At 52.9% G+C, this 26,559-nt stretch carries 21 protein-coding genes; 11 read left to right on the top strand and 10 right to left on the bottom strand.

Translation table 11 applies throughout. The annotated features are described in order from the left end of the window. Positions 1-66 precede the first annotated feature (66 nt). The gene (locus J0A66_RS12940) at positions 67-2,046 is read left to right on the top strand and encodes a hypothetical protein (RefSeq protein ID WP_206574251.1); all 1,980 of its coding nucleotides are present in this window, start codon (positions 67-69) and stop codon (positions 2,044-2,046) included. Positions 2,047-2,230: 184 nt separating this feature from the next. After that, positions 2,231-3,199 (top strand): 3'-5' exonuclease, encoded by a 969-nt coding sequence (locus tag J0A66_RS12945; protein WP_206574252.1) that lies wholly within the window; start codon positions 2,231-2,233, stop codon positions 3,197-3,199. A gap of 291 nt (positions 3,200-3,490) precedes the next feature. Here the strand turns inward: J0A66_RS12945 and J0A66_RS12950 are convergent, their stop codons facing one another. The 3 genes from J0A66_RS12950 to J0A66_RS12960 all read right to left on the bottom strand — a co-directional run bounded on the left by J0A66_RS12950 (position 3,491) and on the right by J0A66_RS12960 (position 5,255). Further along, positions 3,491-3,865 (bottom strand): VapC50 family PIN domain-containing toxin, encoded by a 375-nt coding sequence (locus tag J0A66_RS12950; RefSeq protein WP_206574253.1) that lies wholly within the window; start codon positions 3,863-3,865, stop codon positions 3,491-3,493. A gap of 350 nt (positions 3,866-4,215) precedes the next feature. After that, positions 4,216-4,782 carry a VapC50 family PIN domain-containing toxin gene (locus J0A66_RS12955; RefSeq protein ID WP_206574254.1) on the bottom strand — a complete coding sequence of 189 codons (567 nt, stop codon included), beginning with the start codon at positions 4,780-4,782 and terminating at the stop codon, positions 4,216-4,218. After that, positions 4,782-5,255 carry a helix-turn-helix domain-containing protein gene (locus tag J0A66_RS12960; RefSeq protein ID WP_206574255.1) on the bottom strand — a complete coding sequence of 158 codons (474 nt, stop codon included), beginning with the start codon at positions 5,253-5,255 and terminating at the stop codon, positions 4,782-4,784. Before J0A66_RS12960 ends, J0A66_RS12955 begins: the two co-directional genes overlap by 1 nt. A gap of 507 nt (positions 5,256-5,762) precedes the next feature. Here J0A66_RS12960 and J0A66_RS12965 point away from each other — a divergent pair. From J0A66_RS12965 to J0A66_RS12980, 4 genes are all read left to right on the top strand, one after another. Then, positions 5,763-6,746 (top strand): CPBP family intramembrane glutamic endopeptidase, encoded by a 984-nt coding sequence (locus tag J0A66_RS12965; protein ID WP_206574256.1) that lies wholly within the window; start codon positions 5,763-5,765, stop codon positions 6,744-6,746. A 445-nt stretch (positions 6,747-7,191) separates the two neighbouring features. Further along, positions 7,192-8,463, top strand: coding sequence for a hypothetical protein (locus tag J0A66_RS12970; protein WP_206574257.1), 1,272 nt, complete (start codon positions 7,192-7,194; stop codon positions 8,461-8,463). 9 nt (positions 8,464-8,472) lie between these two features. Further along, positions 8,473-9,606, top strand: a complete 1,134-nt coding sequence (locus tag J0A66_RS12975; protein ID WP_206574258.1) for a cytochrome-c peroxidase — start codon at positions 8,473-8,475, stop codon at positions 9,604-9,606. Continuing rightward, the gene (locus J0A66_RS12980; RefSeq protein WP_206574259.1) at positions 9,606-10,337 is read left to right on the top strand and encodes an MbnP family protein; all 732 of its coding nucleotides are present in this window, start codon (positions 9,606-9,608) and stop codon (positions 10,335-10,337) included. Before J0A66_RS12975 ends, J0A66_RS12980 begins: the two co-directional genes overlap by 1 nt. A gap of 55 nt (positions 10,338-10,392) precedes the next feature. Here the strand turns inward: J0A66_RS12980 and J0A66_RS12985 are convergent, their stop codons facing one another. Further along, the gene (locus J0A66_RS12985; RefSeq protein ID WP_206574260.1) at positions 10,393-12,456 is read right to left on the bottom strand and encodes a winged helix-turn-helix domain-containing protein; all 2,064 of its coding nucleotides are present in this window, start codon (positions 12,454-12,456) and stop codon (positions 10,393-10,395) included. A gap of 179 nt (positions 12,457-12,635) precedes the next feature. Between J0A66_RS12985 and J0A66_RS12990 the strand changes: the two genes are divergently transcribed. Beyond that, on the top strand, positions 12,636-13,400 hold the full coding sequence (locus J0A66_RS12990) for a hypothetical protein (protein ID WP_206574261.1): 765 nt from the start codon (positions 12,636-12,638) through the stop codon (positions 13,398-13,400). A 46-nt stretch (positions 13,401-13,446) separates the two neighbouring features. On the opposite strand, the gene J0A66_RS12995 is transcribed toward J0A66_RS12990, so the two are convergent. From J0A66_RS12995 to J0A66_RS13005, 3 genes are all read right to left on the bottom strand, one after another. Then, on the bottom strand, positions 13,447-13,923 hold the full coding sequence (locus tag J0A66_RS12995) for a nuclear transport factor 2 family protein (protein ID WP_206574262.1): 477 nt from the start codon (positions 13,921-13,923) through the stop codon (positions 13,447-13,449). A gap of 40 nt (positions 13,924-13,963) precedes the next feature. Beyond that, complete coding sequence (locus tag J0A66_RS13000) at positions 13,964-15,526, bottom strand: 2Fe-2S iron-sulfur cluster-binding protein (protein WP_206574263.1); 1,563 nt, start codon at positions 15,524-15,526, stop codon at positions 13,964-13,966. A gap of 80 nt (positions 15,527-15,606) precedes the next feature. Continuing rightward, entirely contained in the window at positions 15,607-16,161 is a 555-nt protein-coding gene (locus J0A66_RS13005) for a carboxymuconolactone decarboxylase family protein (RefSeq protein WP_206574264.1), read from the bottom strand. Between the two features lie 158 nt (positions 16,162-16,319). On the opposite strand from J0A66_RS13005, the gene J0A66_RS13010 reads away from it, so the two are divergent. Both J0A66_RS13010 and J0A66_RS13015 read left to right on the top strand, forming a co-directional pair. Continuing rightward, positions 16,320-17,231, top strand: coding sequence for a LysR family transcriptional regulator (locus J0A66_RS13010; RefSeq protein WP_206574265.1), 912 nt, complete (start codon positions 16,320-16,322; stop codon positions 17,229-17,231). Between the two features lie 111 nt (positions 17,232-17,342). After that, complete coding sequence (locus J0A66_RS13015; protein ID WP_206574266.1) at positions 17,343-18,710, top strand: dicarboxylate/amino acid:cation symporter; 1,368 nt, start codon at positions 17,343-17,345, stop codon at positions 18,708-18,710. A 205-nt stretch (positions 18,711-18,915) separates the two neighbouring features. Here J0A66_RS13015 and J0A66_RS13020 read toward each other — a convergent pair whose 3' ends face one another. After that, complete coding sequence (locus J0A66_RS13020) at positions 18,916-20,697, bottom strand: DUF885 domain-containing protein (protein WP_338143893.1); 1,782 nt, start codon at positions 20,695-20,697, stop codon at positions 18,916-18,918. Positions 20,698-20,913: 216 nt separating this feature from the next. On the opposite strand from J0A66_RS13020, the gene J0A66_RS13025 reads away from it, so the two are divergent. Then, positions 20,914-22,230 carry a glycoside hydrolase family 2 TIM barrel-domain containing protein gene (locus tag J0A66_RS13025; protein WP_206574268.1) on the top strand — a complete coding sequence of 439 codons (1,317 nt, stop codon included), beginning with the start codon at positions 20,914-20,916 and terminating at the stop codon, positions 22,228-22,230. Positions 22,231-22,327: 97 nt separating this feature from the next. On the opposite strand, the gene J0A66_RS13030 is transcribed toward J0A66_RS13025, so the two are convergent. Continuing rightward, positions 22,328-22,777 (bottom strand): hypothetical protein, encoded by a 450-nt coding sequence (locus J0A66_RS13030; RefSeq protein WP_206574269.1) that lies wholly within the window; start codon positions 22,775-22,777, stop codon positions 22,328-22,330. Between the two features lie 3 nt (positions 22,778-22,780). Next, positions 22,781-24,061 (bottom strand): alpha/beta hydrolase, encoded by a 1,281-nt coding sequence (locus tag J0A66_RS13035; protein WP_206574270.1) that lies wholly within the window; start codon positions 24,059-24,061, stop codon positions 22,781-22,783. Between the two features lie 219 nt (positions 24,062-24,280). Between J0A66_RS13035 and J0A66_RS13040 the strand changes: the two genes are divergently transcribed. After that, on the top strand, positions 24,281-26,326 hold the full coding sequence (locus J0A66_RS13040) for a winged helix-turn-helix domain-containing protein (RefSeq protein WP_206574271.1): 2,046 nt from the start codon (positions 24,281-24,283) through the stop codon (positions 26,324-26,326). Positions 26,327-26,559: the final 233 nt, after the last annotated feature.

Raw genomic sequence — 26,559 nt, forward strand, 5'->3', positions numbered from 1 at the left:
TCATGCTGCTTAATGGCCTTGATGATTTGTTCTTCGGTATAACGTTTTTTCATTCTGAGATCTCCATTGGCTCCAGTTTATTGGAAATCTCATCAAAGTCATGGTGTTAAATCTGGGGAGAAGGTCACACACAAGAGCATCAATGTAATGCTTCAGTTTACAGGACGTTTTACAAGGACGACAAAAAATGTAGGTGATGCTAAGTTTATTGCCAATATTGCAAACCCTAATGTAAATGAAAGTCTAGAAGAGCTTTATAAGGAAGATTCTGATTGGAACAATGTCATCAGTAGTATTAGTTCTAAAAAAATCAAAGGTGAAAAAGCCTATCAAGAGTTCAGAGAAGAGTTTTCTGAGCCGAGCAAGCTTTTAGATCTGGGCCTGACGCCAAGTATTAGTACTACAGTATATAGAATGCGTATTGCCAAATGGAGCCCAGAAAGGTTCATTAGATTTGGAAGCAAACAGTTTCAGATCGTTGATTCTGTAATTAATGATGAAAAAGATACATTGGTTTTTTCGATTAAGTCCTATCTTCCTGTAGGGTGGACTAGTTCTAGGGAGCTTTTTGATGAATCTTGGGACTTATATATTGCGTTCTATGACAAAGAAAATGATTTGTTATTTATTCATTCTTCTGCAAAGGATGGCCTAGTGAAAAGGCTAGTTAAGTTGATTGCTGAGGATGCTACTCAAGTTAAGGGCGAATATGTATTCCGAGCGTTAGCGGGACTCAAGCGTTTGAAGTTGCAAAATGTCGGTCTCAATAAAAACAAAAAGGGTCTGCGATACTCTATGCACACTGGTACAGAGATTAATGAACAAATACCTGATATTGAAGCCAATAGAGCTAAAAAATCTAACATCTTTGGCAAGGGCTTTGAAAATGGAAAGCTAGTAAGTATTGGTTGTTCTCATAAAGGTAAAGTTTGGGCAATGGATAGCGACTCTTTAGATCAATGGATAGCCTGGTGTAAAGGGGTTGGTAAAAAGATATTGGACGACAGAATTGATACAAATGAAGTTATGAAAACCGCCATGCAAACCGAAGAGCTTGATGAGTTTCCAAATATACCTGCGCTCGCTATTGATTGGCCTATTGAAATACTTAGAAAAAATGAAATGAAAATTTCAATTAAGTCTGCCACATGGGAAGAAACACTAATAAATTGTGAATTATTGCTAAGTGATCTACCTGTCACTGATCCTAAAGAAATTAAATTTATCCTCAATAATGAATACGGTAAGCACAATATATCGATGAGGATTAAAGGTGGCGAAGAAGTTGCTATCAGCTTGGAAAGTAATTTAGACATTAAAATTGGGGAGCAGACCACCTCGCTCGCTGAGTTCTTTGAGGAGCATCCCCCCACAATATTTTTAAGCGACACATCATTAATAGATGGTGCATTTAGATATTACCCTAATGAAGATTACGCTTATAAATACGATGTGAATAATATAGAAGATTGGGATTGGAATGGTGTTGATATATCAGTTGAATCACAGACGGCTAATAAGTTGGCTAATTCAGTTCAATACTATACGATTCATAAAATTTTAAATGAGTATGATTTGATTTTTGACGATGATGGAGCTGGGGAAATTGCAGATGTTGTCGCGATAAAAAACATAGATAACAATAGGCTGGTGGTAGATTTATTTCATTGCAAATATTGCTCTAAAAAAGGTGGGGTGGCGACTCCGGGAGCAAGAGTCGATGACGTTTATCAAGTCGTAGGTCAAGCTGAGAAAAGTGTTAAGTGGTTTTCTGACAAAGAAAAATTGATCCTGCGACTGATGGAGAGAGAGCGTGGAAGGCTCAAAAATGGAAGAACCTCTCGAATAGAAAAAGGCACATTTGAAGACCTAGCAAATCTAGCGAGAATATCTCGATATGCTGACTTTAAATTAGGTGTCTCGATAGTTCAGCCTGCTATCTCTAAAGCAAAAGTTTCTGATGATCAGCTAACTGTAATAGGTGCGACAGCAGCATACATAGATGAGATAAGTGGAGTAAAACTTAGGGTCATTATTAATAAGTAATGTCTACCTTTAAGAAGCGGGATCAAAGGGTCCTACTGATTAATGGATGACCCCGCAGCGCTCACTCCATGCCGTCGCCGGCACGGTCGCTATTTTAACGAGTCGTTGGCAGAGTATGGTGATATTCTGGTAATCAGCCTGACAGGTTCATAGTCTGGCTTGATGCGTTCCGTAGGATGAATTGATGAATTCTCTTCCCGTTGCTATCGCGCTTTTAGTTATCGTCCTTGTAATCTGGCTTGGATACTATTTCAAGCCCCCAAGTAAAGGCACTTCCAGCCAAAAGGCCAAGCCACTTCAGATACACGAGGATCCCGTCCAGCAGAACGGCCCTATCGATCTGCGCGACTATATTGTCCTAGATACAGAGACCACTGGGCTGTCGGAGGGCTATGAAGCGATTGAAATTGCTGTTGTGGATTGCAATGGCCAGGTGCTGTTCAACCAGCGAGTAAGACCGACGATTGAGATCGAGCCTCGCGCAGTGGAAGTGCACAAAATCACAAGCTCACAACTGACAACCTGCCCGACTTTTGATTCGGTGAGCGTGTCACTGAGTCAGGTTTTGCAAGGCAAAACTATTGCGGCTTACAACTTACCCTATGACATTAACGCGCTACTCAATAGCGCCTTGGCAACCAAAGCCGAGCTATCTATCAATGGTCCCAGTGTCTGTATCATGGAGTTTGCAACCAGACTTTTTAAACGGGAACGCAACCTTAAGCTGACGGCCCTGATTGAGGGGTTTGGCATCAAGGTGGTCGATGCGCACAGTGCACTGGGCGATGCAAGGATGGCCATGGAGGTATTTAAGATCCTGGCACACCTTGATGATAGCCATCCGGATGGGTTTATGCCGGGATTTGAGAATATCGATCCTGCTGTCTTGTGGGGGTGCCGTGACAATGAAGAGCTTAAATACTGGGAGTCACCGGACAAAGATAGAGCAGGGTTGTTCACCGGATGGTCAGCCGGAGGGAGCGGTAAAGTTGCCATGCTGACACAGGAATTTCATCGCCAGGTCATGGCGCAGGAAGCATCCGGAAAAACGGCAGTATTCACCGTTCGTTACAGCAATGGTATCCCGATCGTGCATCTCAATATGTTAACTCAGGAAGGAATAAAAGGGGTCAGATCCACTTTAAAGGAATAAAAGGGGTGAATAAAAGGGGTCAGATCCACTTTAAATCGCATCGGCCTTCTTCCTCCATCCAACCCGTCTACCCCGTTTTCCTTCCCGTAGCCTTTTACCTGTTAGAGTCTCAACTTCTTTAGCAAAGCGTTCACTGCCCAGTACCAGCCCTTTGTTGGCTGCTTTGCGGATATCCTCGGATCAAAGGGTTGATCAAAGGGTCAGAGTTGTTGAAACGAATGTTCAAGGGCTCAGCCCATTAGAGCGCGGCTATCCAGCCGACTTGCATAGTGAATGGCCAATCGCGAAAGGCTACAAATTCTCAGCATATCCTCGGAGGATTTCAGCGCTGACAACCAGGCCACAAGCTTCCAATGTGTCCAGGTAATCAGCAATGGATTTTGGTGGCTTTCTTAACGATTCCCGGTGTCTCTTGATCACCTGACATACCAGTGCTGGATTCAGATCAAACTGGTTTTGGACAAATACATCTGGGGGGATGGCCTCAATACCGTACTTGTCGAGCTCTTCTGCAGGAAAATCTTTCAGGTTGAATGTCACAATTGCCTGGGCGCCACAGGCAATGGCCGCAGCCAGTACGTGCCGATCATCCTCATCAGGCAACTTTACAAATGGCTCAAAGGCCTCATAGCCGGTGACCAGACAGCCCCGGACATGCTTGTTCATCAGTTCCCGGGTTCGCTGCAACTGCTCAGGTTTTAGGTCTGGCCGATTCCTAAGGACATTGCGTATCCATTCCTCGTGTGAATAAAAGGGGTCAGATCCACTTTAAATCGCATCGGCCTTCTTCCTCCATCCAACCCGTCTACCCCGTTTTCCTTCCCGTAGCCTCTTACCTGTTAGAGCCTCAACTTCTTTAGCAAAGCGTTCACTGCCAGTACCAGCCATTTGTTGGCTGCTTTGCGGATATCCTCGGATCAAAGGGTCAGAGTTGTTGAAACGAATGTTCAAGGGCTCAGCCCATTAGAGCGCGGCTATCCAGCCGACTTGCTTAGTGAATGGCCAATCGCGAAAGGCTACAAATTCTCAGCATATCCTCGGAGGATTTCAGCGCTGACAACCAGGCCACAAGCTTCTAAAGTGTCCAGGTAATCAGCAATGGATTTTGGTGGTTTTCTTAACGATTCCCGGTGTCTCTTGATCACCTGACATACCAGTGCTGGATTCAGGTCAAACTGGTTTTGGACAAATACATCTGGGGGGATGGCCTCAATACCGTACTTGTCGAGCTCTTCTGCAGGAAAATCTTTCAGGTTGAATGTCACAATTGCCTGGGCGCCACAGGCAATAGCCGCAGCCAGTACGTGCCGATCATCCTCATCAGGCAACTTTACAAATGGCTCAAAGGCCTCATAGCCGGTGACCAGACAGCCCCGGACATGCTTGTTCATCAGTTCCCGGGTTCGCTGCAACTGCTCAGGTTTTAGGTCTGGCCGATTCCTAAGGACATTGCGTATCCATTCCTCGTGGATCCTCTCTGTCCATCGGGCTGCATAGAGATCTCTGAGCGCCAGATGCATCAACAAATCCCGCAAGGGAGCGGGATAAAGTACATTGGCATCCAGTATGGCGACAAATTTCATCAATAACCCATGTCCAGCTCTTGCGCCTGCTCTGAAAGATCATCCAACACCTTCAGCCTCTGTTCATCAATGCGGGCCTTGTATTCCTGTACATCTTTGAACAGTACGCGACGATGGGTCCCCTTCATCGAAAACGGGATTTCCTTCTCCTCCAAAAGCTTCACAAGATAGGGGCGGGATACATTTAAAATATCTGCTGCCTGCTGTGTCGTCAGTTCTGCATGGATGGGAACCAGGGTAACCGCATTGCCCTGCGCCATCTGCACCAGGATACTTTTCAATAATTCCAGCACAGCACTGGGCAAAACGACCTCTTCGCCCTTCTCATCCTTAAACTGGATGCGCTCTTCAAACTGTGCTTCTTTCTTATGTCTTCCCAAAATCTGGGAAATCACAGATGCACTGGCTCTGGCCAGATCAACATCATGCTCCGACGGACTATATATACGCCCATATTGACTTGCACTCGCCATAACTGCCTCCTGATAAATACTACGAGCTGTAGGATGCGAGTAACGCCATCCCTGAAGAGAAAATAAACGAAATAACCGAAACGGGCAATAAACGAAATATCCGAAACTGATTTGCCCTGTCAATCTCCTTTGACGGCCTGCCTCATAACTGCTGTTGGCGTTGTCCAGAATAAAAAGGGTCGGGATCAAAGGGTCAGAGTTGTTGAATCCGTTCTTTCGGCAGCTACAGTTCCAGTACGCATTCAAAAAAACGGGTCGGGGAAATTGGGTCGTAGTTAATTAAGCAAACATACACGCTCAAGGCGCAAAGCGACTGAGCCTTATTGGCCGGCAACGCCCTCAAACCCCTTGGCCAGCAAGCGGTATTAACGCATCATTTCAGCAAGCTGTTCGGTAACTGAGCCTTCGCCGTTACCAGGTAACGACTGCTAACATTTTTCCCCTTGCCAAGTTGTATGACCTGCTTGGATGATGCCTTTACCCAGGGCATTACAAGTACAGGTCCATATGAACAAACAGAATCTGCTGGCAGATCCGCGACCTTCGCTTTCGCACGACGCACAGGAATCATCTTCTGAAAATGCCAGTGCAGATCCTCAGCCAAAGCCAAGCGGTACTCAACCTGGTGCCAAACGCCACCTGAGCATTCTCAAAGCCATACTGGTTGAATTGTTGCTTGGCGGGGCGGCAGTCATTGGCGCCATAGTGGTCTATCGACAGGGCTTGCTGCCAATACTTGATGCTGCCTTGCAACTGGATCCTGAACTGCTTAGCGCATTGAGGCGTATGGGCATTCCTCTGGTGGCCGTGCTGGGTTATTGGGCCTATGTTCGCTGGTTTGAAAAACGCGACGTCACCGAACTGCGGTTGCAGCCGTTCAACCTGCTGCTCGGCGGCCTCAGCGGTGCCCTGCTGGTCGTATTGCCCATTACATTACTCTTTGCGCTTGGCGCCTACGAACTGATGCAGTTTCGCGGCTTTTCGTCGGCGCTATTGGGCGTAGGCGTGTTGATTGTGGTCGCTGCCACCCTTGAGGAACTGATTTACCGATGTTTGTTGTTCCGGGTGCTTGAACGGGGCTGGGGCACAGGGATTGCACTGATAGCGCAGTCCCTGGTATTCGCTCTGATGCATATGGGAAACCTGGCGCAAGGCGAGGTCAGCGATGTGGCGACGATGTTAGTGTCGGTCACCTTACTGGGCCTGCTGTGGTCAGGGGTATACGTGCTGACCCGCAATCTTTGGGTAGCAGTGGCCAATCACGCTTGCTGGAACTTCACCATACTATTGTGCGGTGTGCCTCTGTCCGGCAATGAGGACTGGCGTGCGTTGGCGCCATTCGAAAGCCGTTATGCCGGGCCAGACTGGCTGACCGGCGGCATGTTCGGTCCGGAGAATTCCCTGCTGGTGATTCTGACCGTCTCGGTCGCCACAGGGGTATTGCTACGCACGGCGAAACGAAGAGGGGCCTTCCTTAAACCCAGGATCTAAGCAAGGGGAAAAAGGGGGCGTAGTGAATTAGCACCAGCCAACCCCTTGCGCCCACAGCCCCACTACCGAACAGCGCCAGTCCATACTAACCAGTAATTCATCCGTACCCTCTGTGTCTCTGTGGTTTACCTCCCGCGGACAACTACCCGGCGAAAGCAAAGAGCCGGGGTTATAACCCCAACTGGATCAGTCCCGGATGACCTTTAGGTCTTAGGTAGGTGGGCCAGTGGATGAGATGGCCGCCGGCACCTGGTCTTTGGTGGAAATATTTCCGCCAGGAAAACTCTTAAGGCTAATCTGCCAGTATCTTGCCCTGAAAGGTTAAACCACCCTGATAAGGGTTAACACTTGTTCAATAAGTGACCTATCTTAATTGATCACACCCTTTATGATCAGAGTCATCATGACCATCACGAAATTCATACCCTGCGTTGCATGTTTAAGTTTGTTGCTTGCTTGTTCACAAGCCCCGGAACCTGCTGTAGCTGACTTCAATAGTGAAAAGACTCAGGGGCTGGTACTGCTCAGTGGATTGCCCGCCCTGGGCACCAAAGATAGCCTTGCCATTGTTGAGCTGGACCCCGAGTCAGCCAAGTTTGGCGAAATCCTCTACGAATACGAACTCCCCGAATTTGATGCCCCGCTGCATCATCTCTACTACAGTCCCAGCGGCCGGCTCTACGCCACTGGCCTGGGGACTCAGTGCAGTCTGGCCGAGGTTAAGTTGGTCAGGAGCGCATCGGGTGCGCCAGCCGTAAATGACGTGGATTGCCTCAACACCCATGGGCAGGTAGTGGGTGAAGACATCATGTGGCACGCTGTCGATGGCACCCAGTACATGTTTGTTACCTTTATGGGCGGCACCGGATTGGATCAGGCTGACGGGGGCTCTGTCGGCGTGTTTAATTCGCAGAATAATGAGCTGGTCACCATCATCGAGGCGCGCAAGTCAGTGGTCGGTGAAGGTCAGCCCTACATCATGTACCCCCACGGTATTTCAGCGTATGAGGATCGCATGGTGGTGTCGTCCACCGTGCATCCCGATTTGGCCACCGGCGTGGGCAACGCGGTGACGGTAATAGACCTCAATACCTTCGAGCCGATTGAAAACATCATCACCGAAGAAGCCAAGCCTGTTGGCTTTCCAAGTTCGCCGGTGGAAGTGTTATTCGTACGTCCAAGCATCGTAGCAGGGGCGCAACCGGCGGTGCTGGTGAATACGATGTTTGGCTTTGAAACCTGGAAAATCCCCTATAACGCTGAGGCAAAAACCTTTGGCACACCCGAGAAGCTTTATGACGGTGCCGCCGCTGGTACCGGTGTGCCACTGGAGTTCTACGGCAATGAGGAAGAGCTGTTTATCAGCCATGCTATCCCCGGGGTGGTCAAACGGTACAGCCTGAAAGACTTACCCGACTTGGTCTCCAGTGGTGAAGATATACAGGCGGAGCTGGGGGCTCACCATATGATCTTCTTCGAAACTGCATCCGGCAGAAAACTCATCGCAATTCAGAACAATCTGCTGAATTTGGGTAATGCACAGGATAACGATCCCACGGATGTCGACTTTATCGCCAAGCTGAATGATCACTCCGTCACTGTGCATGACCTGATCACGGGGGAGCGCCTTGGCGCCGTGAATTTCAAAGCCAAATTCAATAAAGGCATTGATAATATTGAAGCGCTGTTTGGCTCCGGGTTTGTTCATCATCATTGATGCAAGGCAATGAGCAAACGACAGGTTGTGCTGCTCGCCACCGCTTTTGCAGCGGTGGCGGTCTTTTCGACTCTGTCCTTCCTCCTGGTCAATACGGCTCCACAGGGCAAGCCGCTTAAAAACTTTACCGCGCCTTTTGTCTATGGTCGCTTTGCGATCCCGCCAGATAACCCGCTGACCGAAGAGGGGGTGGAACTCGGCAGAAGGCTGTTTTACGACCCGCGATTGTCATCCAACAATCAGGTGTCTTGCAGTACCTGCCACCAACAGAGTCTGGCATTTACCGATGGGTTAACCGGCTCCGTGGGCGTATCCGGTAAACCACTGGCTTTCAACAGCATGAGTCTGGCTAACCTCCTCTGGGGCCCCCAGTTTTTTTTCTGGAATGGCCGCTCAGACTCGCTGGAGCAGCAAGCCCTGATCCCCCTCCAGCACCCCGATGAAATGGGCCAGGATCTTGACGAACTTGTCCAGGAGCTCGAACAGGACACCACTTACCGGCAGCTGTTTAGAATTGCCTACGGGGGAATCTCGGCCGAGACTATCGCCAAAGCCCTGGCCAGCTTTCAGCGCACTCTGGTATCAGCTAACTCCCGCTATGATCAGTTTCTGCGCGGGGAAATCCAGTTAACCGAGCAGGAAGAGTGGGGAAGAAAGCTGTTTATGGCCCACCCCGACACTAAGGCCAGCCTGCGCGGCGGAAACTGCATCGATTGTCATAGTCAGTTTCTGACCAGCGGCTTTAACACCAAATTTGATGGGTTTATCAATAACGGACTGGACGATGAAGCCAATCTGTCACCGGGTCTGGCAGAAGTCACCGGTAACGAGGCACATAGAGGCGTTTTTAAAACGCCTACCTTGCGGAACATTGCCGTTACCGCGCCCTATATGCATGACGGACGATTTCAGACTCTGGAGCAGGTGTTGAAGCACTACAACGGCGGCATCAAGCCAAGCAAAACCCTGAGTCCGCTTATTGCTGAAGCCGACAACCTCGGTAATTTCAGTGACGGTAAAATCAGCCTTAACCTGAGGGAAGAAGAAGCACAGGCGATTATCGCCTTTTTACATACGCTGACCGATGAAACCTTTCTGACCGATCCGAGATTTTCCAATCCCTTTAGCGACAAGGCCAAATAATGAAAACCCGCAGAGACAGTGTGAAGAGTATATTGCTGGCGATGGCTTTTTTTATGGTTACGGCGTGTCAGTGGTGGCAGGCCAAACCATCAACGCTGGTATTGCGTTTTTATCCCTTTGTCGGTGACAGTCCGCTGGCGCTCAGCTCTGGCCTCTACCCTAATCCAGGAGGGGAGGGCAGCTACAGCATCCGGGATTTTCAGTTTTTTATCAGTAACCTGAAGTTCAAGGGCAAGGAAGCAGAGCACAGGGTACCGCAAAGCTACCACCTGGCCCGTTTTGATAATCAACAGGGTATTTACGAATTAGCGATAACCCTACCCGGGGGGCAAGAGTTTGATCTGATGGAACTGGGGATAGGGGTTGACCCTGAGGCCAATGGCACCATTACCGTTGCTGGCGATTTGGACCCTAATGGTCGCATGGCCTGGAGCTGGGATGTTGGCTATAAGTTCATCCTGTTGGAAGGCCGGCTCAATCAGGGTGACAAACTGCTGCCGCTGGTCTATCACGTGGGCTTTGATGAAAACTACACGACCACAGCATTTTCCCTCCCTGGCGATACTGACGTGCTTAACCTCAAAGTGGACATCGCCCGACTCTTCACAGCGAATACCCCAGTTGACTTGGCCAGCCTGCCCACCGTGAAGTTCGACCGTGCAGACGCTGCCCGTATTGGGGAGGGATTAAACACAATGCTCAGTATGTGTAAGGATGAGTGCGCTGAGTAATGCCGGTAAGCAACATTCTCCTCAATACCTACCTCTGCGCCCAAAGCGTCGGGACCTAATCACTCACACTCAGCTCAACCAGCTCGCGTCTGCCGCCGATGAATTTGGTGGCCAGCATTTGGTCGGACTTTACGTCGCTTATATAGATAACGTCTTTGTGGACCTGGGCGATAGTTTCGAATTTATCCGTTGCCAATTCATATCGCCACAGCTGATTGTCGCGGTCCAGGCCATAGAGGTGGCCGTCTTTGAGCACGGCCCGTTTTCCGTAAAGCTTGCCTTGGAGCGCCGTTAGCGGCTCTTTTTTGGCCTGGGACCATAGCCAGAAGTGCTTTTGGTTGTCGCTGTAAATAATTCGATTGTCATCCGTATAAGCCGCCCACATAACATCCTTTAATTTCAAATCTGTGGTTGCCCCGGTATTTACGTCAATGCTAAACAACTGATCCTTGTCTGACTGATTGGCTGTTACCAATAAGTAGTCCGGATTGGTCCAGGGCATTAAGACATTGACGGCGATGGGGGAGTCGATGCTTTGATGACGCCCGTCGAGGTTGACCATGACAACCTTATTGTTTGCGTTTACCGCCAGTGCCTCCCCGCTTGGTGCCCAGCTGTAGAGTAGCCCCCGCATACCATCTTCAAAACGGGTGAGCTGATAGGTCGTCTCGCCATCTGTGATCCATAGCTGGCTGTCGCCTGAGCGGTACGAAGCAAAGGAAATCAGATTTCCGCCGGGTTGAAACTGGGAGTTGATATCCACTTCTGTTGAGCGGGAAAACACCTCTACATCAGCCATGCCCTGCAATGTGGTAAGAAATCCCACATCGAAGTCTTTGCTTCCCTGGGTTGCGGCAATTTTTGTCTGGTTTGGGTGATAGACGGCGTTTGATAAGCCGCTGAAACCGGCAGTATGTAAAAGCTCTAAATCGCCATTGGGGCTTAGCCGGAAAATCTGCCCACCCACCTCGGTCAAAAAGTGCTCACCATCAGGAGAAAAAGTAATAGGGAAGTCCCGATACACAGAATGCTGGGGCAATCGCTTGATGGTGGCTTCTGAGAGTATCTGGCCGTCTGTAGTGAAGGTTCGCAGTATATGGTTATTGCCTTCCACTGTGCTGGTGCTGGCGAATATGTCTTTGGCTCTTGAATAAGCCAATGAATACAACTGGCCACCATGATCCATCGGCACTTTGGTTACCTGTTCAGATCTTGCGTCATGAATAATCAGTGCCGGGTGCTTATGATTGGCGTCGCTATATTGAAGGAGCGCAATCCGCCCGTCGTTTAACCACAGCGGATGAGTGGTTGGCGTTTGCTCGCAATCGAATCTTATCAGGCTGTTTGCCTCGCCTTTCCATGCCTGCGCAAAATCCAGCGTCTGTAACTGCCAGCACTGCTGCACCTGCTCGTTGGCATCCTCGCAGCTCGACTGCAGCACCAAGGCGATGCTGGAACCGTCTGCCGACCAAGCCAGGCCATCATAGTGGCCGGGCGCATCGCTTAGACGAACCTCCTGATTGTTAGTGAGATCCTTTGCCCATAAATGACTGATGCATTGGCCGACATAGCGGTTAAAGACCAGATATTTGCCGTCGGGGGAATAGGAGGCGTTAAATTCCTGCTCATCACTGGCCGTTAAGGGTGTCAGTTGGTCATACAACTCAGATTGGGGTTTCTTGCCTGCCCATAAGGCGCCAACAGCCAGTATGACGACCACTGCAACAATCCATACGCCTTTGTTCGCCTTTGGTTTCGTTGCCGCTGGTGCACTATCTGCCTGCAAGGGCTGGGTTTTACTCTCCTCCCACCGGACATTCGCTTCGAGGCTGTAACCTTTTTTGGCATGGGTCTTGATAAAGGCTTGCTGTTTGCTGTCATCACCAAAGGCTTTTCTGAGTTGAGCGATGGCCCGTTGCAGGGTGTTTGGGCCCACAACACTTTTTCCCCACACCAATTCCATGAGTTCGTCGAGACTCACCACGTCGCCTGCACGGGATGCCAATACTTCCAGGACTTTTAAGGCTTTAGGAGGGAGTTGGGTGGCCTGTTGTTGATGCCGTATTTGATTGCGACTGATATCAACAAAGTAGTTGTTAACCCAGAAATGTTGCGCCATAGGAAAAAGGAATCATGCAAAAGACTTATGCCGAGCTTACTGCAAGGTTCATTGCCGGATAAAGCTTAAAGCTGATAAATCAGCGAAACGTCAGTTTTTTTTCATGTCCTTCAGGCCACGGTGGGCTTCAATAGGCCACGAAATGTCAACTCCAACAACAACAGCAGGTAAGCAAATCCATGAAGATCCGTTCTCCCTTTAAAAAAATGGCGGTTGCAATGAGTATGGCGGCATTGTTGGTCGCCGCTTTTCTGATCCATGCGTTGGCTGGGTTGGGGGCTAGCCCCATCGTCTTTGCCGATCCCCCTTCGTTAGTTCAGCAGCATGCAATGACACTGAGTGATACCGGGCAGGCCATTGCTGCAGACATACCCGACAGGCTCAACAAGGGTGATGCCTCTTCTGGGGCGAAAAAGATAACCGAAGACATTGCCGCAGAAAAAGCACTGGTTCACAGGGTGTTCTTTGACGGTGAGTCACCGGATTTACTTTTTCAGTTGTTTGCCCACCCGGACAAATCACAACGGGTGAAAATTGCGGCAGCATTTTCTGCTATCAATGTTGAATTTACCCACGACGAGGAAAGTGGTTTTCCCAAAAAAAGGGAGGCGTTCTGGAAAGATGCCGAAGGGCATCTTGCCAATATGCGCAACGCACTGTTCGAAGCGCTTATTACCTCCGCGGAAGAAAACACAGTAAACCAAATTCCCTACACCTTGGCCTGGATGCCCGGCCAAGGCCAGGAAACCGTCGAAGTGTTGGCGTGGGCTGCAAAACATCATCCGAACTGGTGGATAAGGCGGTTTTCAGTGTTTTTCGTCGCGGAGTTTGGGCAGAACGAACCCTTGGCCGAAGCCATACTCAGCAGTCAGACTCACGATCCTGATTACCGGGTTCGCAGAGAAGTATTGGATCAGCGCATGAGTAAAATCCTGGGGAGTTAACAGGATAATTTTCCTCCCGATAGCCTGATATCAGCCAAAGCTGGGGTTATAACCCCAGCTCGCTCAGGCCTGGATGGTCTTCTGGTCTTGGCCCTGTGGGCCAGCGGAATTTGCGTTCAGATTCGGTGATGGCCAAATCATTGATGCTGGCATGGCGATAGGCCATCAGGCCCTGGTCGTTGAATTGCCAGTTTTCATTGCCGTAGGAGCGAAACCACTGTCCGGCCTGGTTATGCCATTCGTAGGCGAAGCGCACGGCGATGCGGTTACCGGTATGGCACCAGATTTCCTTGATCAAGCGGTAATCCTGCTCTTTGGCCCATTTTTCCTGCAGGAAGCTGATGATGGCCGCACGGCCCTGCAGGAAGCGGTCACGGTTGCGCCACACTGAATCTGCTGTGTAGGCCAGAGCAACGGCCTGCGGGTTCTGCCCGTTCCAGGCATCCTCGGCTTTACGTACCTTGATGATGGCGTGCTCCAGGCTGAATGGAGGCAGGGGTGGCCTGGCAATATTGTCTGTCATAGGAACCTCGTTAGTTTGCCGCTTTGGCGGCTTGGTGTGATTAAAGTGTCAGGGTCAGGCTGGGACTGCTGGCCCGCGAGACACAGGGGCAGATCAGCGTCTTGCGCTCCTCTTGCGTCAGTACTCTATCGCGATGATCCGGAGTGCCGTCCGAATAGCCGACGGCGCACTGTTTGCACTGGCCTGTTTGGCAACTGAAAGGGGCGTCGATGCCGTTTTCCAGCAGCGCATCGAGCAGGCTGGTTTGTGCCGGCACCTGAATCTCCCGGCCGGATTCTGCCAGTTTCAGCAGTACCGGCTGATCATCCTCTGACGGCTCAAAGCCGAAACGCTCCATGCGGATTTGCGATGCCGGAATGGCAAGTCGGGTGGCCAGGACCTGTACCTCCCGCAGCAGGCGCTCGGGCCCGCAGACAAAAAACACCGTCTGTCTGTCGGCCTGCTTCATCAGCTCTGGTAAATTCAGTCGCCGGTCCTGGTCGCCGGCGTAGAGGCGCGTAATGGGGCCGGGCACCCCTTGCAGCTCATCGGCAAAGGCCATTGCTTTGCGTTGTTTGCCCGCGTAATGCAGCTCGGTGGGATGTCCCCGAGTCGGCAGGGCATGGGCCAGTGCTTTGACCGGCGTAATACCTATGCCTCCGGCAATCAGCATCACCGGCTGACCCGGTTGCAGCGACAGGTCAAAGTAATTGGACGGCGTTTCGCAGTGCAGGGTTACGCCCAGTTGGTAGGTCTGGTGAATAGCGGCAGAGCCGCCCTTGCCATTGGCCTGATTCAGTACGGCGATTTCATAGCGATCCGTTCTGGTAGGATCGGAGCACAGCGAATAGTGCCTGAGATCCCGGGTGCCATCCGGCAGTATCACCGGCACTTTAATATGGGCGCCGGGGCTGAATGGTGGCAGGGGTTGGTGGTCTTTGGATCGAAGTTCATAGGCGCGGATATTTTCACTGAGCTGGCGGATGCCGCTGATTTCCAGTGCCAACGGACCGTCGCCAAGTACCACTGGCTCGGCGCCAGAGGTTGACGAGGGGGCTTGCCCGGCCAGTCGACGGGCGAGGATCTGCTCCACCTCCTGTTCGCTGAATCTGGGGGTAATGTGTTGAGGACAGTTCCAGTCAAACGCCTCCACATGAATGATAAAACCCCGTTCCACCTTGGCCCGGTAGCGCTGCGGCTTTAGCGAGGCAAGCCTCTCTGGCTGGTCCGGGCCGACCTGTTCCACCCGGCCCAGCAGTTTCAGGCGTCGGCGATTGGGGTAGTCCATAAATATCAGAGACACCCGGTCGTTGACGCTGACATTGCCGGTACTGATGTACTGGCGGTTACCGCTGAAATCGGCAAAGCCCAGGGTACGGGCGTCCAGCACCCGCATAAAGCCCGCCGGGCCGCCGCGATGCTGCACATAAGGCCAACCGGTTTCACTGACGCTGGCCATATAAAAGCTGTCGCGTTGTGCAATAAAGTCTGCTTCCACGTTGCTAAGCAGGTAGTTGACGTCTTCGCCCTGCTCCATGCGCTCGTAATTGCTGCGGCTGCGCTGCTGGCGCTGAATGTCCTTGACGCTGTCGGTGAACATCAGCTTGGCGTATTGGTGACTCATGACAATCTCCCTTGGTATCCGGCCGCCGGCGTCTAAGCCGGGGGCCGGAAAAAGTGCCGGTGCAACCGGCAGGGTGCTGTTCAGGCGGCGTTGGCCCTCAGTGCCAGGTCGACTTTGGGAAAATCAATGTCTACCTGACTGGCTTTGCCGAGAATGTTGGTCAGTGCATTCATGCCCACATGGGTAATGATCTCGACGATGTCGGCGTCACTGTATCCAGCCTGGCGCACCTCAGCCAGTTCCTCGTCGGTGACCTCACCGCTGTGTTCGGCCAGCGCCTTGGCAAATTTTACCGCCACGGCGGCTTTGGCGTCCTGGCTGCTGCCGGCACGGTTGGCGGCGATTTCATCGCCGTTTAATCCGGCATGACGGCCAATGGCGGTGTGGGCAGACACGCAATACTGACATTCATTCTGCTGGGCGATGGCCAGGGCAATGCGCTCCCTTGTGGGCGCCTCCAGGCTGCCTTCACCGGCGATGCCGTGCAGCCCCAGGAAGGCTCGCAGGGCAGCAGGGGAGTTGGCAAAGACTTTCAAAAAATTGGGCACCATGCCCAGTTTGGTCTCAATGGCTTCAAACAGGGCCTGTTGTTCCTGGTTGGCATTGGATTTTTCAATCATTGCGATACGGTTCATGGACTTTCCTCTTGATATGGATGATGAGTAAACCTGGTCTCCGGGCAGACAGATGTCATTCCGGGTCAGTGATGTGACTATAGGAAGATTCGAAAAGAAGAAGAATATCCGTGAAATGCAATATATTATTGCGTTAAGTGGAATAATAGGGTCTGGCAATGGACAGGTTTCATCAACTGCGGGTGTATGTGGCGGTGGTCGAAGAACAGGGCTTTCAGGCCGCTGCCAGACGACTTAACCTGTCGCCCCCGGCGGTGACCCGGGCTGTGGCGGCCCTGGAAGCCGCTCTGGGTATCAAGTTGCTCAACCGGACCACCCGTCATGTACGAACCACCGAAGTGGGCTTGCACTATTTTGATGACGCCCGGCGCATCCTCAATGAGCTGGAGCAGGCCGATGAAGCGGCAGTCGGCATCAATGCCGAACCCCAGGGACATTTGGTGGTGACTGCACCCACCTTGTTCGGGCGCAACTTTGTGCTGGATTGCATTGTCGAGTATCTGCAGCGGTATCCAAAAATGCAGGTGGATGCACTGTTTCTGGATCGGATGGTGAATATGCTCGAAGAAGGCGTGGACGTCGGGGTTCGCATCGGTGACCTGCCCGATTCCACCCTGCGTGCCAGAAAAGTGGGCAGCGTACGTCTGGTCCTGTGCGCCTCACCGGCCTACCTGAAAAAAGCCGGCTTGCCTCAGCATCCTGAAGAGTTGAAAGCCCACAGTCTGATTGTCTCAAAAGCCGCCAGCAGCATGTACGACTGGCGCTTTACCCATGGGGATAAGAATCAGACTACCATCAAGATACCGCAACTCGCCCCCAGACTCACCGTCACCACCAATGATGCGGCTATTCATGCCGCCAAGCAGGGTTTTGGTATTACCCGGGTGTTGTCTTATCAGATAGCGGACGAGCTCGCCCGCGGGCAACTCAAAATTTTGTTGGAGAACTTTGAGCCCAGCCCCCGGCCGGTGAACATCATTCACCGGGAAGGCCGTTATGCCAGTCCCAAAGTGCGGGTGTTTATGGACTTACTGGCCGAGAAACTATCGGTCCTTGGAATTTTGAACTAAAACCGGCCGGATGCCTGACTTGCGACAGATCAAACAAAGTTTGCCCTGCCGGGAAACCTCACTCTTCATGCCCTAGACTGGTTGGCAATCTTGCTACCTGGAAGGATGCCCATGCACAGTCTGCCGCTTTTTCTGCAACCCCTGGTGACCCTGACGTCTCAGTTCGACAAGCTGATCCGGGACCGGTTATGGCTGAAGGTGCTGATTGCTCTGTTCTTAGGCGTGGTCTGTGGCATTCTACTGGGGCCGGATCTGCGCTTAGTATCAGCCGGTACGGTGAAAGTGATTACCGCCTGGTTGGCACTGCCCGGCCAGTTGTTTTTAGCCATTATTCAGATGATTGTGGTGCCGCTGGTACTGGCCTCTGTAGTGCGCGGGCTGGCGGCCAATAACAACCCGGCAGCCCTGAAACAAAACGGCCTGATTGCGCTGGTGTTTATCGTCGCCTCCACCGCCATTGCAGCAGCCATTGGCATTGTACTGGCATTGAATATCCAGCCCGGCGCCTATATTGAGGCCGGTATTCTGGCCGATGCCCAGACCGCGCCGCTGACCAGTGTGGTGGCCAGGGGCTTTCCCGAGCTGGCGGACCTACCCAATAAAGTTTCGGCGCTGATCCCGAAGAATCCGCTGGCCTCCATGGCCTCTGGTGAAATGCTGCAGGTGATCCTGTTTGCCGCAGTATTAGGGGCGGCGCTGCTATCCATTCCCGCCCAGCAATCCAAACCCTTGTTTGACCTGTTAGGTGCCTTGCAGGAGGTAAGCCTGCGCATTGTCTCCTGGGCCATGATGCTGGCGCCCTTTGCCGTATTTGGCCTGATTACCAAGCTGGTGGCCAATCTGGGCATTGAGGTATTAACGGGCATGCTGATCTATGTGGCCACCGTGGTGCTGGGCTTGGTGCTGCTGGGGATACTCTACTTTGTGGTGGCCAAGCTGACCTGGCCGGGTCCACTGCGCGAGTTTATCCGGCATAGCCGCGAATTGTTGTTGCTGGCCTTTTCTACCAGCAGTTCGGCGGCGGTGATGCCCATCACCCTGGATGTGACGGAGAACAAACTGGGCATTAAGGGGGATATCGCCCGTTTTCTGGTACCCTTGGGGGCCACCATCAATATGACCGGTACGGCGCTGTACCAGGGGGTGGCCACGGTATTTCTGGCCCAGGTGTTTGCGGTGGACCTGAGCCTGACCAGCTACCTTTTTATCGTGACCATGGCGGTGGCCGCTTCTATCGGCTCACCGGCGACGCCGGGGGCCGGGATTATTATTCTGAGCATGGTGCTCGAAGGCGTGGGTATTCCCGCGGCGGGTATCGCCCTGATCCTGGGCGTGGATCGGATTCTGGATATGTGCCGTACCGCGGTCAATGTACTGGGGGATGTGGTGTCCTGCACCACAGTGCAATACTTTACCGGCGGCAAGGCTGCGCCTGTGATAGAGGACAAGCTCTCAAGCCTGAACGAGCAGCAAAGCTGATTTCACCCCCGGATTTTGCCAATACTCGGAGGCTCAGGTCGCTTGCTGTTACGAATGTGCAGACTATGGGAAAAAGGTAGTAGTAAATGCGCATCATTTTCCCGTCCAGCTGTCCGCTGACACGTTTATATCGAGTGCCTTTGCCTGACAGCGGCAATTTGGAAAGACCCGCTAGAGGCCGGATCCCCGGATCCGGCCTGGGATGTTATTCAGCGCCAGATTTGTGGTTTTCAATATACGCCTGGATCTGTGCATCCAGCAGTTCCAGCGGCAAAGCACCATTACCCAGCAAGGTGTCGTGGAATTCTCGTATATCAAAATCTTTGCCTAAGGCCTCCTCGGCCCGGGCACGCAGCTGGCGGATCTTGATTTCCCCCATTTTGTAAGACAAAGCCTGACCCGGCCAGGAGATATAGCGGTCCACTTCGGCTCTAACGTTGGCCTGTGACAATGACGTATTGTCAGCTAGAAAATCCAGTGCCTGCTGGCGGCTCCAGCCCTGAGAGTGAATGCCGGTGTCGATGACCAGCCGGCAAGCCCGCCACATTTCATAGCTCAGACGACCGAAATGCTGATAGGGAGTATCATACAAGCCCATCTCCACGCCCAGACGCTCGGAGTACAGCCCCCAACCTTCACCGAAAGCACTTAAATAGAGTGTGCGACGAAAGTGCGGGACATTTTCCAGCTCTTTGGATAAGGCGCTTTGCAGATGATGGCCGGGCACGCCTTCATGCAAGGACAGGGCTACCAGTTCATACAGCGGACGCTGGTCAAGGGCGTAAGTATTCAGCCAGTAGGCACCGCCACGGGTGCCACCCACGGGGGCCGGGTTATACGAGGCCGTCGTGTAATTGGGGGCAATTTCATCGGGAACCGGTACGATGCCATAAGGCTGGCGGGGCAGTTTGCCAAAGAACTCTGGCAGCCGGTAGTCGGTACGCTTGGCAATGTAAGCGGCTTCTTTTAGCAGCTGCTCGGCGCTGGTGGCATAAAACTGGGGGTCAGTGCGTAAAAATTCAGTGAAGGCTTTAAAATCCCCCTCAAAACCGCTTTTTTCAATCAGACTGTCCATTTCAGAGCGGATGCGTTTTACTTCACTCAGGCCCAGGCTGTGGATCTCATCGGCCGTCATATCCTGGGTAACATAAGTGCGAATGGCGTGCCGGTAATAGGCCTTGCCGCCGGGCAGTTGTTCGGCCCCCAGGGTATCGCTGGCAGCGGTCATATACTCACCTTCCAGGAAGGTGGCGACACGGTCAAGGGCGGGCAGGGCGACATCACGTATTGCCGCAGTACCTTCTTTGACAAGTCGCTCGCGTTCAGATGCAGAAAAAGACGCCGGCAGATTGGCAAAAGGCTCATACAGGCTGCTCTGCTCTGGTGTATTACTGGCAAGGGCGCGCACTGTTGGCGCAATACCTTTGACCACAATTTTGGGCAATACAAAGCGATCTTGAATGCCGACCCGCATATTGGCCAGATGTTGGTCAACGTACCGCCCAAAATCCTGAATACGGCTGATGTAATCTTCATAATCCGCCACCGTATTCATGCTCAGGCCTTTACTGGCATTGAGGGCCGTATTCCAGAAGGCATAAAAGGTGTTTACCGGAATGCGGTCAAGATACAGCTCATTGGCTTCAATGCTGTTTTTCAGCACCCATCTGAGCATGGCGTGATTAACCTGATTATCGTCTGACAGCTCCTTTACCTGGATATTCTCCAGGCGCTTCAGAAACTGTTTTTCGGCGGCCAGTCGCCGCGCACGGTCTTTGTCAGCCACTGCCGGCAGGCGGTCACTGAAACCGGCTTCGCCCATGCGGCTGGCAGTAATGGGATCTTCGGCCAGGCTGTATTGCCAGTGATCCTCAATGATCTTTGCCAGGGCGTTGTCAGCGCTTTGGGCCGCGGCACTAACCGGTAAGGCCAAGGCCAACAGCAGACTCAGAAAAACAGACACAGGGAATGGATTTTTAATAGTCACCTTGGTCTCCACAGACATTTTTGAATTTGGCCGACTTTAGCATTAGCCTGTCCCAAGCGGGACAAAATTCGGCAGATGCCCTGTCAGTGCGGTTAAGCCTTTGATATGGCAATGATAAGGACGCAGATGGGATAACTTTAATCTTGCCACAGGCGTATGCATCCCCCTAGAGTATGTAAGCGCTATCACATTGATTTATAAGCAAAGGGTTGTTTTATGTTGTTATCTGCTACTGGGAGAATGCTTGCTTGTTGGCTGTTAGCACAGGCCCTGGCGGGCTGTAATGATCAGCCTTCAACTGAGTCGGCCAGTTCCTCTTTGGCGCAAGTGGAACTGGTGCAGCGGGATGGAAACTGGATCATTTTGCGTGACGGCGAGCCTTACTTTATCAAAGGGGCAGGGGGCAGCCGGCGACTGGATTTGCTGGCGCAAAGCGGCGGTAACTCCGTCCGTACCTGGAGCACCGATGAGGCCGAGCGGATACTGGATGAAGCTCATCAGCAGGGCCTGACCGTCATGCTGGGCCTGCGCCTGGGCAAGGAGCGCCACGGCTTTGACTATAACGATCAGCAGGCCGTAGCCGAGCAGAAGGAGCGAATTCGGCAGACCGTCCTCAAGTACAAAGATCATCCGGCGCTGCTGGCCTGGGGCATCGGCAACGAGGTGGACCTTTTCTATACCAACACGGATGTCTGGTATGCGGTAGAGGACATTGCCGCCATGATTCAGGCGCTGGACCCCAACCATCTGGTGACCACGGTGACTGCCGGCATCGATAAGCCCAAGGCCGATCTTATTGCCGAGCGGGTGCCCAGCATCGACTATCTGAGTATTAATATCTACGGCGGACTGGAAAACCTGCCGCAGCGGTTGACGGATATCGGCTACCAGGGGCCTTATGTGGTCACCGAATGGGGTCCAACCGGCCACTGGGAAGTGCCCAAAACCGACTGGGGAGTACCCATCGAGCAGACCAGTACCGAAAAAGCGGCCATTTACCGTCACCGATACGAACAGGGGATTGCTGGTGCACCGGGCCGGGCGCTGGGCTCCTATGCCTTTTTATGGGGCCAGAAGCAGGAGACCACCCCTACCTGGTACGGGGTATTTACCGAAGCGGGCAAGCCCAGCGAGGTGGTGGACAGCCTGACCTATCTGTGGACAGGGCAATGGCCGGCCAGCCGCGCCCCCTCCGTCGAAGCTTTTACTCTTAACGGTAAGACAGCGAAGCAGAGCGTGCATCTAAGTCCCGGGCAAACCGTTGAGGTGGCCTTGGATTACCAACCCGGCACAGGCGACAGCGCAATAGTTCGCTGGGAAGTCTTGCCGGAAAGCACCGATATCAAATCCGGCGGCGACCCCGAAGCCCGTCCGGGAGCGATGGATCTGACCTTTACCACTGGCAGCCAGCCAGGCCGGATGCAGTTTGCCGCTCCCACCAAGCCCGGCCCCTACCGGTTGTTTGCCTACGTGGAAAATGACTCAGGTAAGGTGGCCACGGCCAATGTGCCTTTTATGGTGGATACGCCCTGAGCTTTGGGGGCTTATTCCAAGCTGCTTAGTTTTTCGCAGTCACGGATTATCGGTTGTGCACTTTGCTCGCTGCAGTATGGGTAAAGAAGCGCTGCCTCTACCAATACTCAACGATGCGACTGACCTTATCGCCGGTAAACTCCAGTAAGGTCAGGCGCAGCTCCACACCGTTCTTACCCTGATACGCTCGCTGCACCGCCGCGGCCTGTTTACCCGGAATAATGCTGACCAGTTTGTAGCTGTCGGGGGCGTCGTCCCGGTAGCGCCCCTGTTTAAAAAACGCCACCGAGTTGTTGTACAGATGCTCCCTGCTGTAAATGCCGCCGTAGCCCTCATGCTGATAAACATAGTCATCAGTGTACAGGGCGAACAGGTCGTTGATGGCCTGTAGCGAGGAGAGGTGACTATAGGCGATGCGCTGGGCGCCAAGCACCTTGTTGGTCAGGGCAACAATCTGTCGTTGCTCGTCGCTTAACGGTGGTGTCACAGGTTCAGCCTGGATGGAGCCGCTCAGCAGTAATGTCAGAATCAGCAGTAGTGTTGGCATGAGTTAGTCCTGGTTGGGATTTGCAAGTTCTGTCGCCATCTGCTGGTAATGAGCCAGTAAGGGATCCTGATTGGCCTTGGCCAACGGGATGGCCCTGGCCATCAGGTCTTCGGCCATAGATAACTGTCCGGCGGCCTGGTAAGTGGCGGCAAGGGCCGCCAGCGCTTTGGCCGAAGACGGTTGCAGCTCCACCCAGCGCTTGCCCAGGGCCAAGGCTTCCTCGTAACGCTGTTCCTGGCGAAGCATCATGGCTGCTGCGCGCAAGCTGTCGGAATTTCTTGGGATATCGGCATTCGGCCAAACCTTAAATCCTACCAGCCTGCTTAGAAATGCATAATGACGGTCGATTTGCTCCAGCATCGTGCCGCCCTCAGGATTGGCGCGAAAAGCGTTAAAGTTGAGACCGATATCAAAGTGCTCCCTCGGAAACACCAGATCCAGCGCAGACAACAGCGCCGGAGCAGCCATGGGGTAGTGGCCAAAGCCATCGATTTGCTCGGTCCGCACCCGATACTGCCCGAACGCAGCCAAGCGGTTCTTAAGCCCCTGCAGTATTGCGGGCTGGCTTGGAGCTTCCTCTGCGTCGCTGCCGGCCGATGCCACATACAGATATCCTTTATGTTCCGGACGCTTGGCCAGGGTGTTTACCAGGCTGTCTGTCAGACTGGAGTCAGGGGTATAGCCCATGCCCACCACACTGGCGGCGGCGAACAGGAAGTGGGCGTCAAACAGATCCGGTTTCTGGATCAAGCTGTGTAAGGCGAAGGCGGCGGTGGGAGACATGCCGATTAGCACCCGGAATTCATGAGTACGAAACCGTTTATCCACCTCGGGCAATAACTCGTCCTGCAGGAATGCCAGGTACTTGTCCGCATCCTCACCCCAGAAAGTCTGATCCTCGGCGTTGCCTGGCAAACCGCTTTGGCTCTTGTAGAGTTTGGGCGCAATCCTCAGGTCTCCCTCGCTATACAGAGCCACGACGATGGATTTGGGCATGGACGCGGTATTGCCCAGATGCCGGGTCATGCCCGAGACCAATTCGGCCAGGGTCCAACTGTCCAGGGTATAAATCACCGGATAGCGAATGTGCTGCGCATCCAGATAATAGCCTTTCGGCAGATAGACATCTGCGGTCAGGGTCTGATTCAGGTGGGTGGAATGCAGCGAGAGGTGGATGCTGTTGTCCTCTCCCTGGCCGCTAATATTGGTGTTGGTCTCGGCATGGGTCCAGGGGCAATGCAACAAGATTGCGAGCAACAGCAATAAAGATGACATGCTGATCATTAAGAGATTTCCTTTTACTTGGAATTGGCAGGCCAGCCTAAACAAGCTGTCCAAGAATGCTTGATGGCGCTATGATTTATCACTGATTTATTTCTGATTTCTAGGATAATCAATTAGTTAAGTCATGGCTTCGGCCTGCATGGCAGGCCTTGAAGACGGCAGTGCCGGACAGGCTCTGTGTTACTATCCTTGGCCAGGGCAGGAGTATGGAACGCGAAAATGAATAAACAGTTCCGACTGGGCGAGGCCGCTGTCGACCTCACTCGCAATCAAATCCATTTGGCAGGCCGGGACATCACCCTGCAGCCCAAGGTGATGGCGGTACTGGCCGAACTGGTCCGCGCCAGGGGCCAGGTTGTCTCTCAGGAGCAACTGATGCAGCAGATCTGGGCCGGTACCATTGTCTCGCCCAATACCTTGCAGCGCTGCATTGCTCAGCTCAGAAAGGCTCTGGGTGATGACAGTAGGCAACAACGGGTAATCAGGACACACGCCAAGCAGGGTTACAGCCTGGAGTTACCGGTCTGCTTTGACCGGCAAGACAAGGAGCGGAGCAGGAGTTCATCCAGAAAACGCAGGTCGAGCAGGCGCTACCTGGCTCTGACGGCGTTGCTGCCCCTGTTGCTCGCACTCTCTTCCATTGGTTTCTACTCTTCGCAAGATCCGGCAGGCCGCTATGGCAAACTCAGCTATCTGACCACCACTGAGGGCAAGGAAAGTTTTGCCAGCTATTCTCCAGACGGCCGCTATATGGTCTTTCACCGCTATGAGGGATTGTGTGAGAACCACCTGTGGAGCAAGGATTTGGCCAGCCAGGAAGAAACTCGCCTGACCGGGGCTGCGGAATACTTTCAACAACATAGCTTCGCGCCGGGCGGTGACAGGTTGGCGTTTGTGGGCAAAAACCTGTGTGGCAAAGACGGGGTACCCGAGTGCTGGGAACTCAAGACCCTGGATTTTGCTGCAGCCCTGAACGGGCCGCAACAGCCGCAGACTCGCGTCAGTTGCGACGAAGGTATGCTGTACGGGGCGCAATGGATGAACAACGGCAGTATCGCCATGCTCAAGCGCCCCGAGGACGGGCACTGGCGGCTGATTACCTACCATCTTCGTGACGAGACCGAGCAAACCCTGTTTGCCCCGCCCGACCAGCGCCTGTACAACCTCGCCTATTCGCCTGGACTGGACAGGCTGGCTACCCTGGGCAAAACGACCAACGGCCGAAACCAGCTTACACTGCTGTCCAGTAAGGGCAAGGTGCTCAATACCATGACGCTGGTTTTGCCCGTGGCTCTTTCCCGCTATGAACTGCTGGAATTGAGCTTTCATCCCGCCGAGGAGAAACTGCTGATATACGGCCCCATCCACCAATTCGAAGTGGATCTGAACGGTCAGGTGACCCGCATCGACACTCAAGCCGCCGAGGCTATTGATTCACTGGTCTATGCTCCCCACGCCGACAGACTGCTGGGCACCTACGGGGTGATTGACTGGGACTTCTATCCCCATGCGCTACCGGGGCAGGCAGAGGACCCCATGACAATGCCGGAACCACTGGACTCCACCTTTGTGGACAAAGAGGCCAGGTTTCAGCCGCAAGGATCGCATATCGCCTTCGTGTCCAATCGTTCTGGCGTCGATCAGGTCTGGCTGGTGGCGCAGCAGCGAGTCTGGCAGCTCAGCCGATTTGAAAGCGGCGCGATTGCGGGTCTGGCCTGGTCGCCCTCGGGACAGCAGTTGTTGGTTAATCATAACGACGGCCTGTCTTTACTGGACCTGGACGGTGGCATCCGGCAACTCGACCAACCTTTTGCCGTTAAACAGCTTTATCAGTGGACGGGCGACGGTCATGTCCTGTTTTCCAGTGAGGTTGACTGGCAGCAGCAAGCCGTTGCCTACCACCTGGCTTCGGGCCAGTGGCGACGACTGGATGTCGGGGACAGTATCTGGATGCAGGCAGATGCAAAGGGGCAATTCTACAGCCTGGACAAGCACGGCCAGATCCGGCGCCTTGCTTCGGAAGACGGGGCACAATCCGCATTAGTGCTGGATGATATTGCCAAGCGTTTTGTCCTGGGCAATGACCTGTTATTGGCCGTGGATAAGCAAAATAATCTGGTCAGCTATGATCTGGCCCGTCAACAGCCACTCGACAGCCAGGCGCTTGCGCTGCCAAGCTTGTATGTGGACGACAGCAATGGCCGTCAGGCGCTGATCGCCCGCATCAGCGCGGCCCGACAGGACATAGTCGAACTGCGACGATAGCATCATTGCCAGCCGGCAACTCCATTACTCCTGGGTTAGCTCCGTACAATCAGGATTGAGCTTCCCTTGGCGGTTTTACGGCATCGGCGCGAGCTATTTTTGCTCTGCAGCGAGGTCGATCAGGACGTTCGCGCAAAATAACGTAGAACCACAGCGAGAGAGAACCTTTAGCTATTACTTTTCTTAGCGTCTTGGCGATCTCTGCGCGAGAGAATCCGGTCAGTAAGCCTGCT

The sequence above is a fragment of the Bowmanella dokdonensis genome (assembly GCF_017254865.1).
GTDB lineage: Bacteria > Pseudomonadota > Gammaproteobacteria > Enterobacterales > Alteromonadaceae > Bowmanella > Bowmanella dokdonensis.

Bases quoted from the DNA above. Each gene is read 5' to 3' on its own strand.
- J0A66_RS12945 (WP_206574252.1), top strand. From the start codon at position 2,231: ATGAATTCTCTTCCCGTTGCTATCGCGCTTTTAGTTATCGTCCTTGTA.
- J0A66_RS12950 (WP_206574253.1), bottom strand. From the start codon at position 3,865: ATGAACAAGCATGTCCGGGGCTGTCTGGTCACCGGCTATGAGGCCTTT.
- J0A66_RS12955 (WP_206574254.1), bottom strand. From the start codon at position 4,782: ATGAAATTTGTCGCCATACTGGATGCCAATGTACTTTATCCCGCTCCC.
- J0A66_RS12960 (WP_206574255.1), bottom strand. From the start codon at position 5,255: ATGGCGAGTGCAAGTCAATATGGGCGTATATATAGTCCGTCGGAGCAT.
- J0A66_RS12965 (WP_206574256.1), top strand. From the start codon at position 5,763: ATGAACAAACAGAATCTGCTGGCAGATCCGCGACCTTCGCTTTCGCAC.
- J0A66_RS12975 (WP_206574258.1), top strand. From the start codon at position 8,473: ATGAGCAAACGACAGGTTGTGCTGCTCGCCACCGCTTTTGCAGCGGTG.
- J0A66_RS12980 (WP_206574259.1), top strand. From the start codon at position 9,606: ATGAAAACCCGCAGAGACAGTGTGAAGAGTATATTGCTGGCGATGGCT.
- J0A66_RS12985 (WP_206574260.1), bottom strand. From the start codon at position 12,456: ATGGCGCAACATTTCTGGGTTAACAACTACTTTGTTGATATCAGTCGC.
- J0A66_RS12990 (WP_206574261.1), top strand. From the start codon at position 12,636: ATGAAGATCCGTTCTCCCTTTAAAAAAATGGCGGTTGCAATGAGTATG.
- J0A66_RS12995 (WP_206574262.1), bottom strand. From the start codon at position 13,923: ATGACAGACAATATTGCCAGGCCACCCCTGCCTCCATTCAGCCTGGAG.
- J0A66_RS13000 (WP_206574263.1), bottom strand. From the start codon at position 15,526: ATGAGTCACCAATACGCCAAGCTGATGTTCACCGACAGCGTCAAGGAC.
- J0A66_RS13005 (WP_206574264.1), bottom strand. From the start codon at position 16,161: ATGAACCGTATCGCAATGATTGAAAAATCCAATGCCAACCAGGAACAA.
- J0A66_RS13010 (WP_206574265.1), top strand. From the start codon at position 16,320: ATGGACAGGTTTCATCAACTGCGGGTGTATGTGGCGGTGGTCGAAGAA.
- J0A66_RS13015 (WP_206574266.1), top strand. From the start codon at position 17,343: ATGCACAGTCTGCCGCTTTTTCTGCAACCCCTGGTGACCCTGACGTCT.
- J0A66_RS13025 (WP_206574268.1), top strand. From the start codon at position 20,914: ATGTTGTTATCTGCTACTGGGAGAATGCTTGCTTGTTGGCTGTTAGCA.
- J0A66_RS13030 (WP_206574269.1), bottom strand. From the start codon at position 22,777: ATGCCAACACTACTGCTGATTCTGACATTACTGCTGAGCGGCTCCATC.
- J0A66_RS13035 (WP_206574270.1), bottom strand. From the start codon at position 24,061: ATGATCAGCATGTCATCTTTATTGCTGTTGCTCGCAATCTTGTTGCAT.
- J0A66_RS13040 (WP_206574271.1), top strand. From the start codon at position 24,281: ATGAATAAACAGTTCCGACTGGGCGAGGCCGCTGTCGACCTCACTCGC.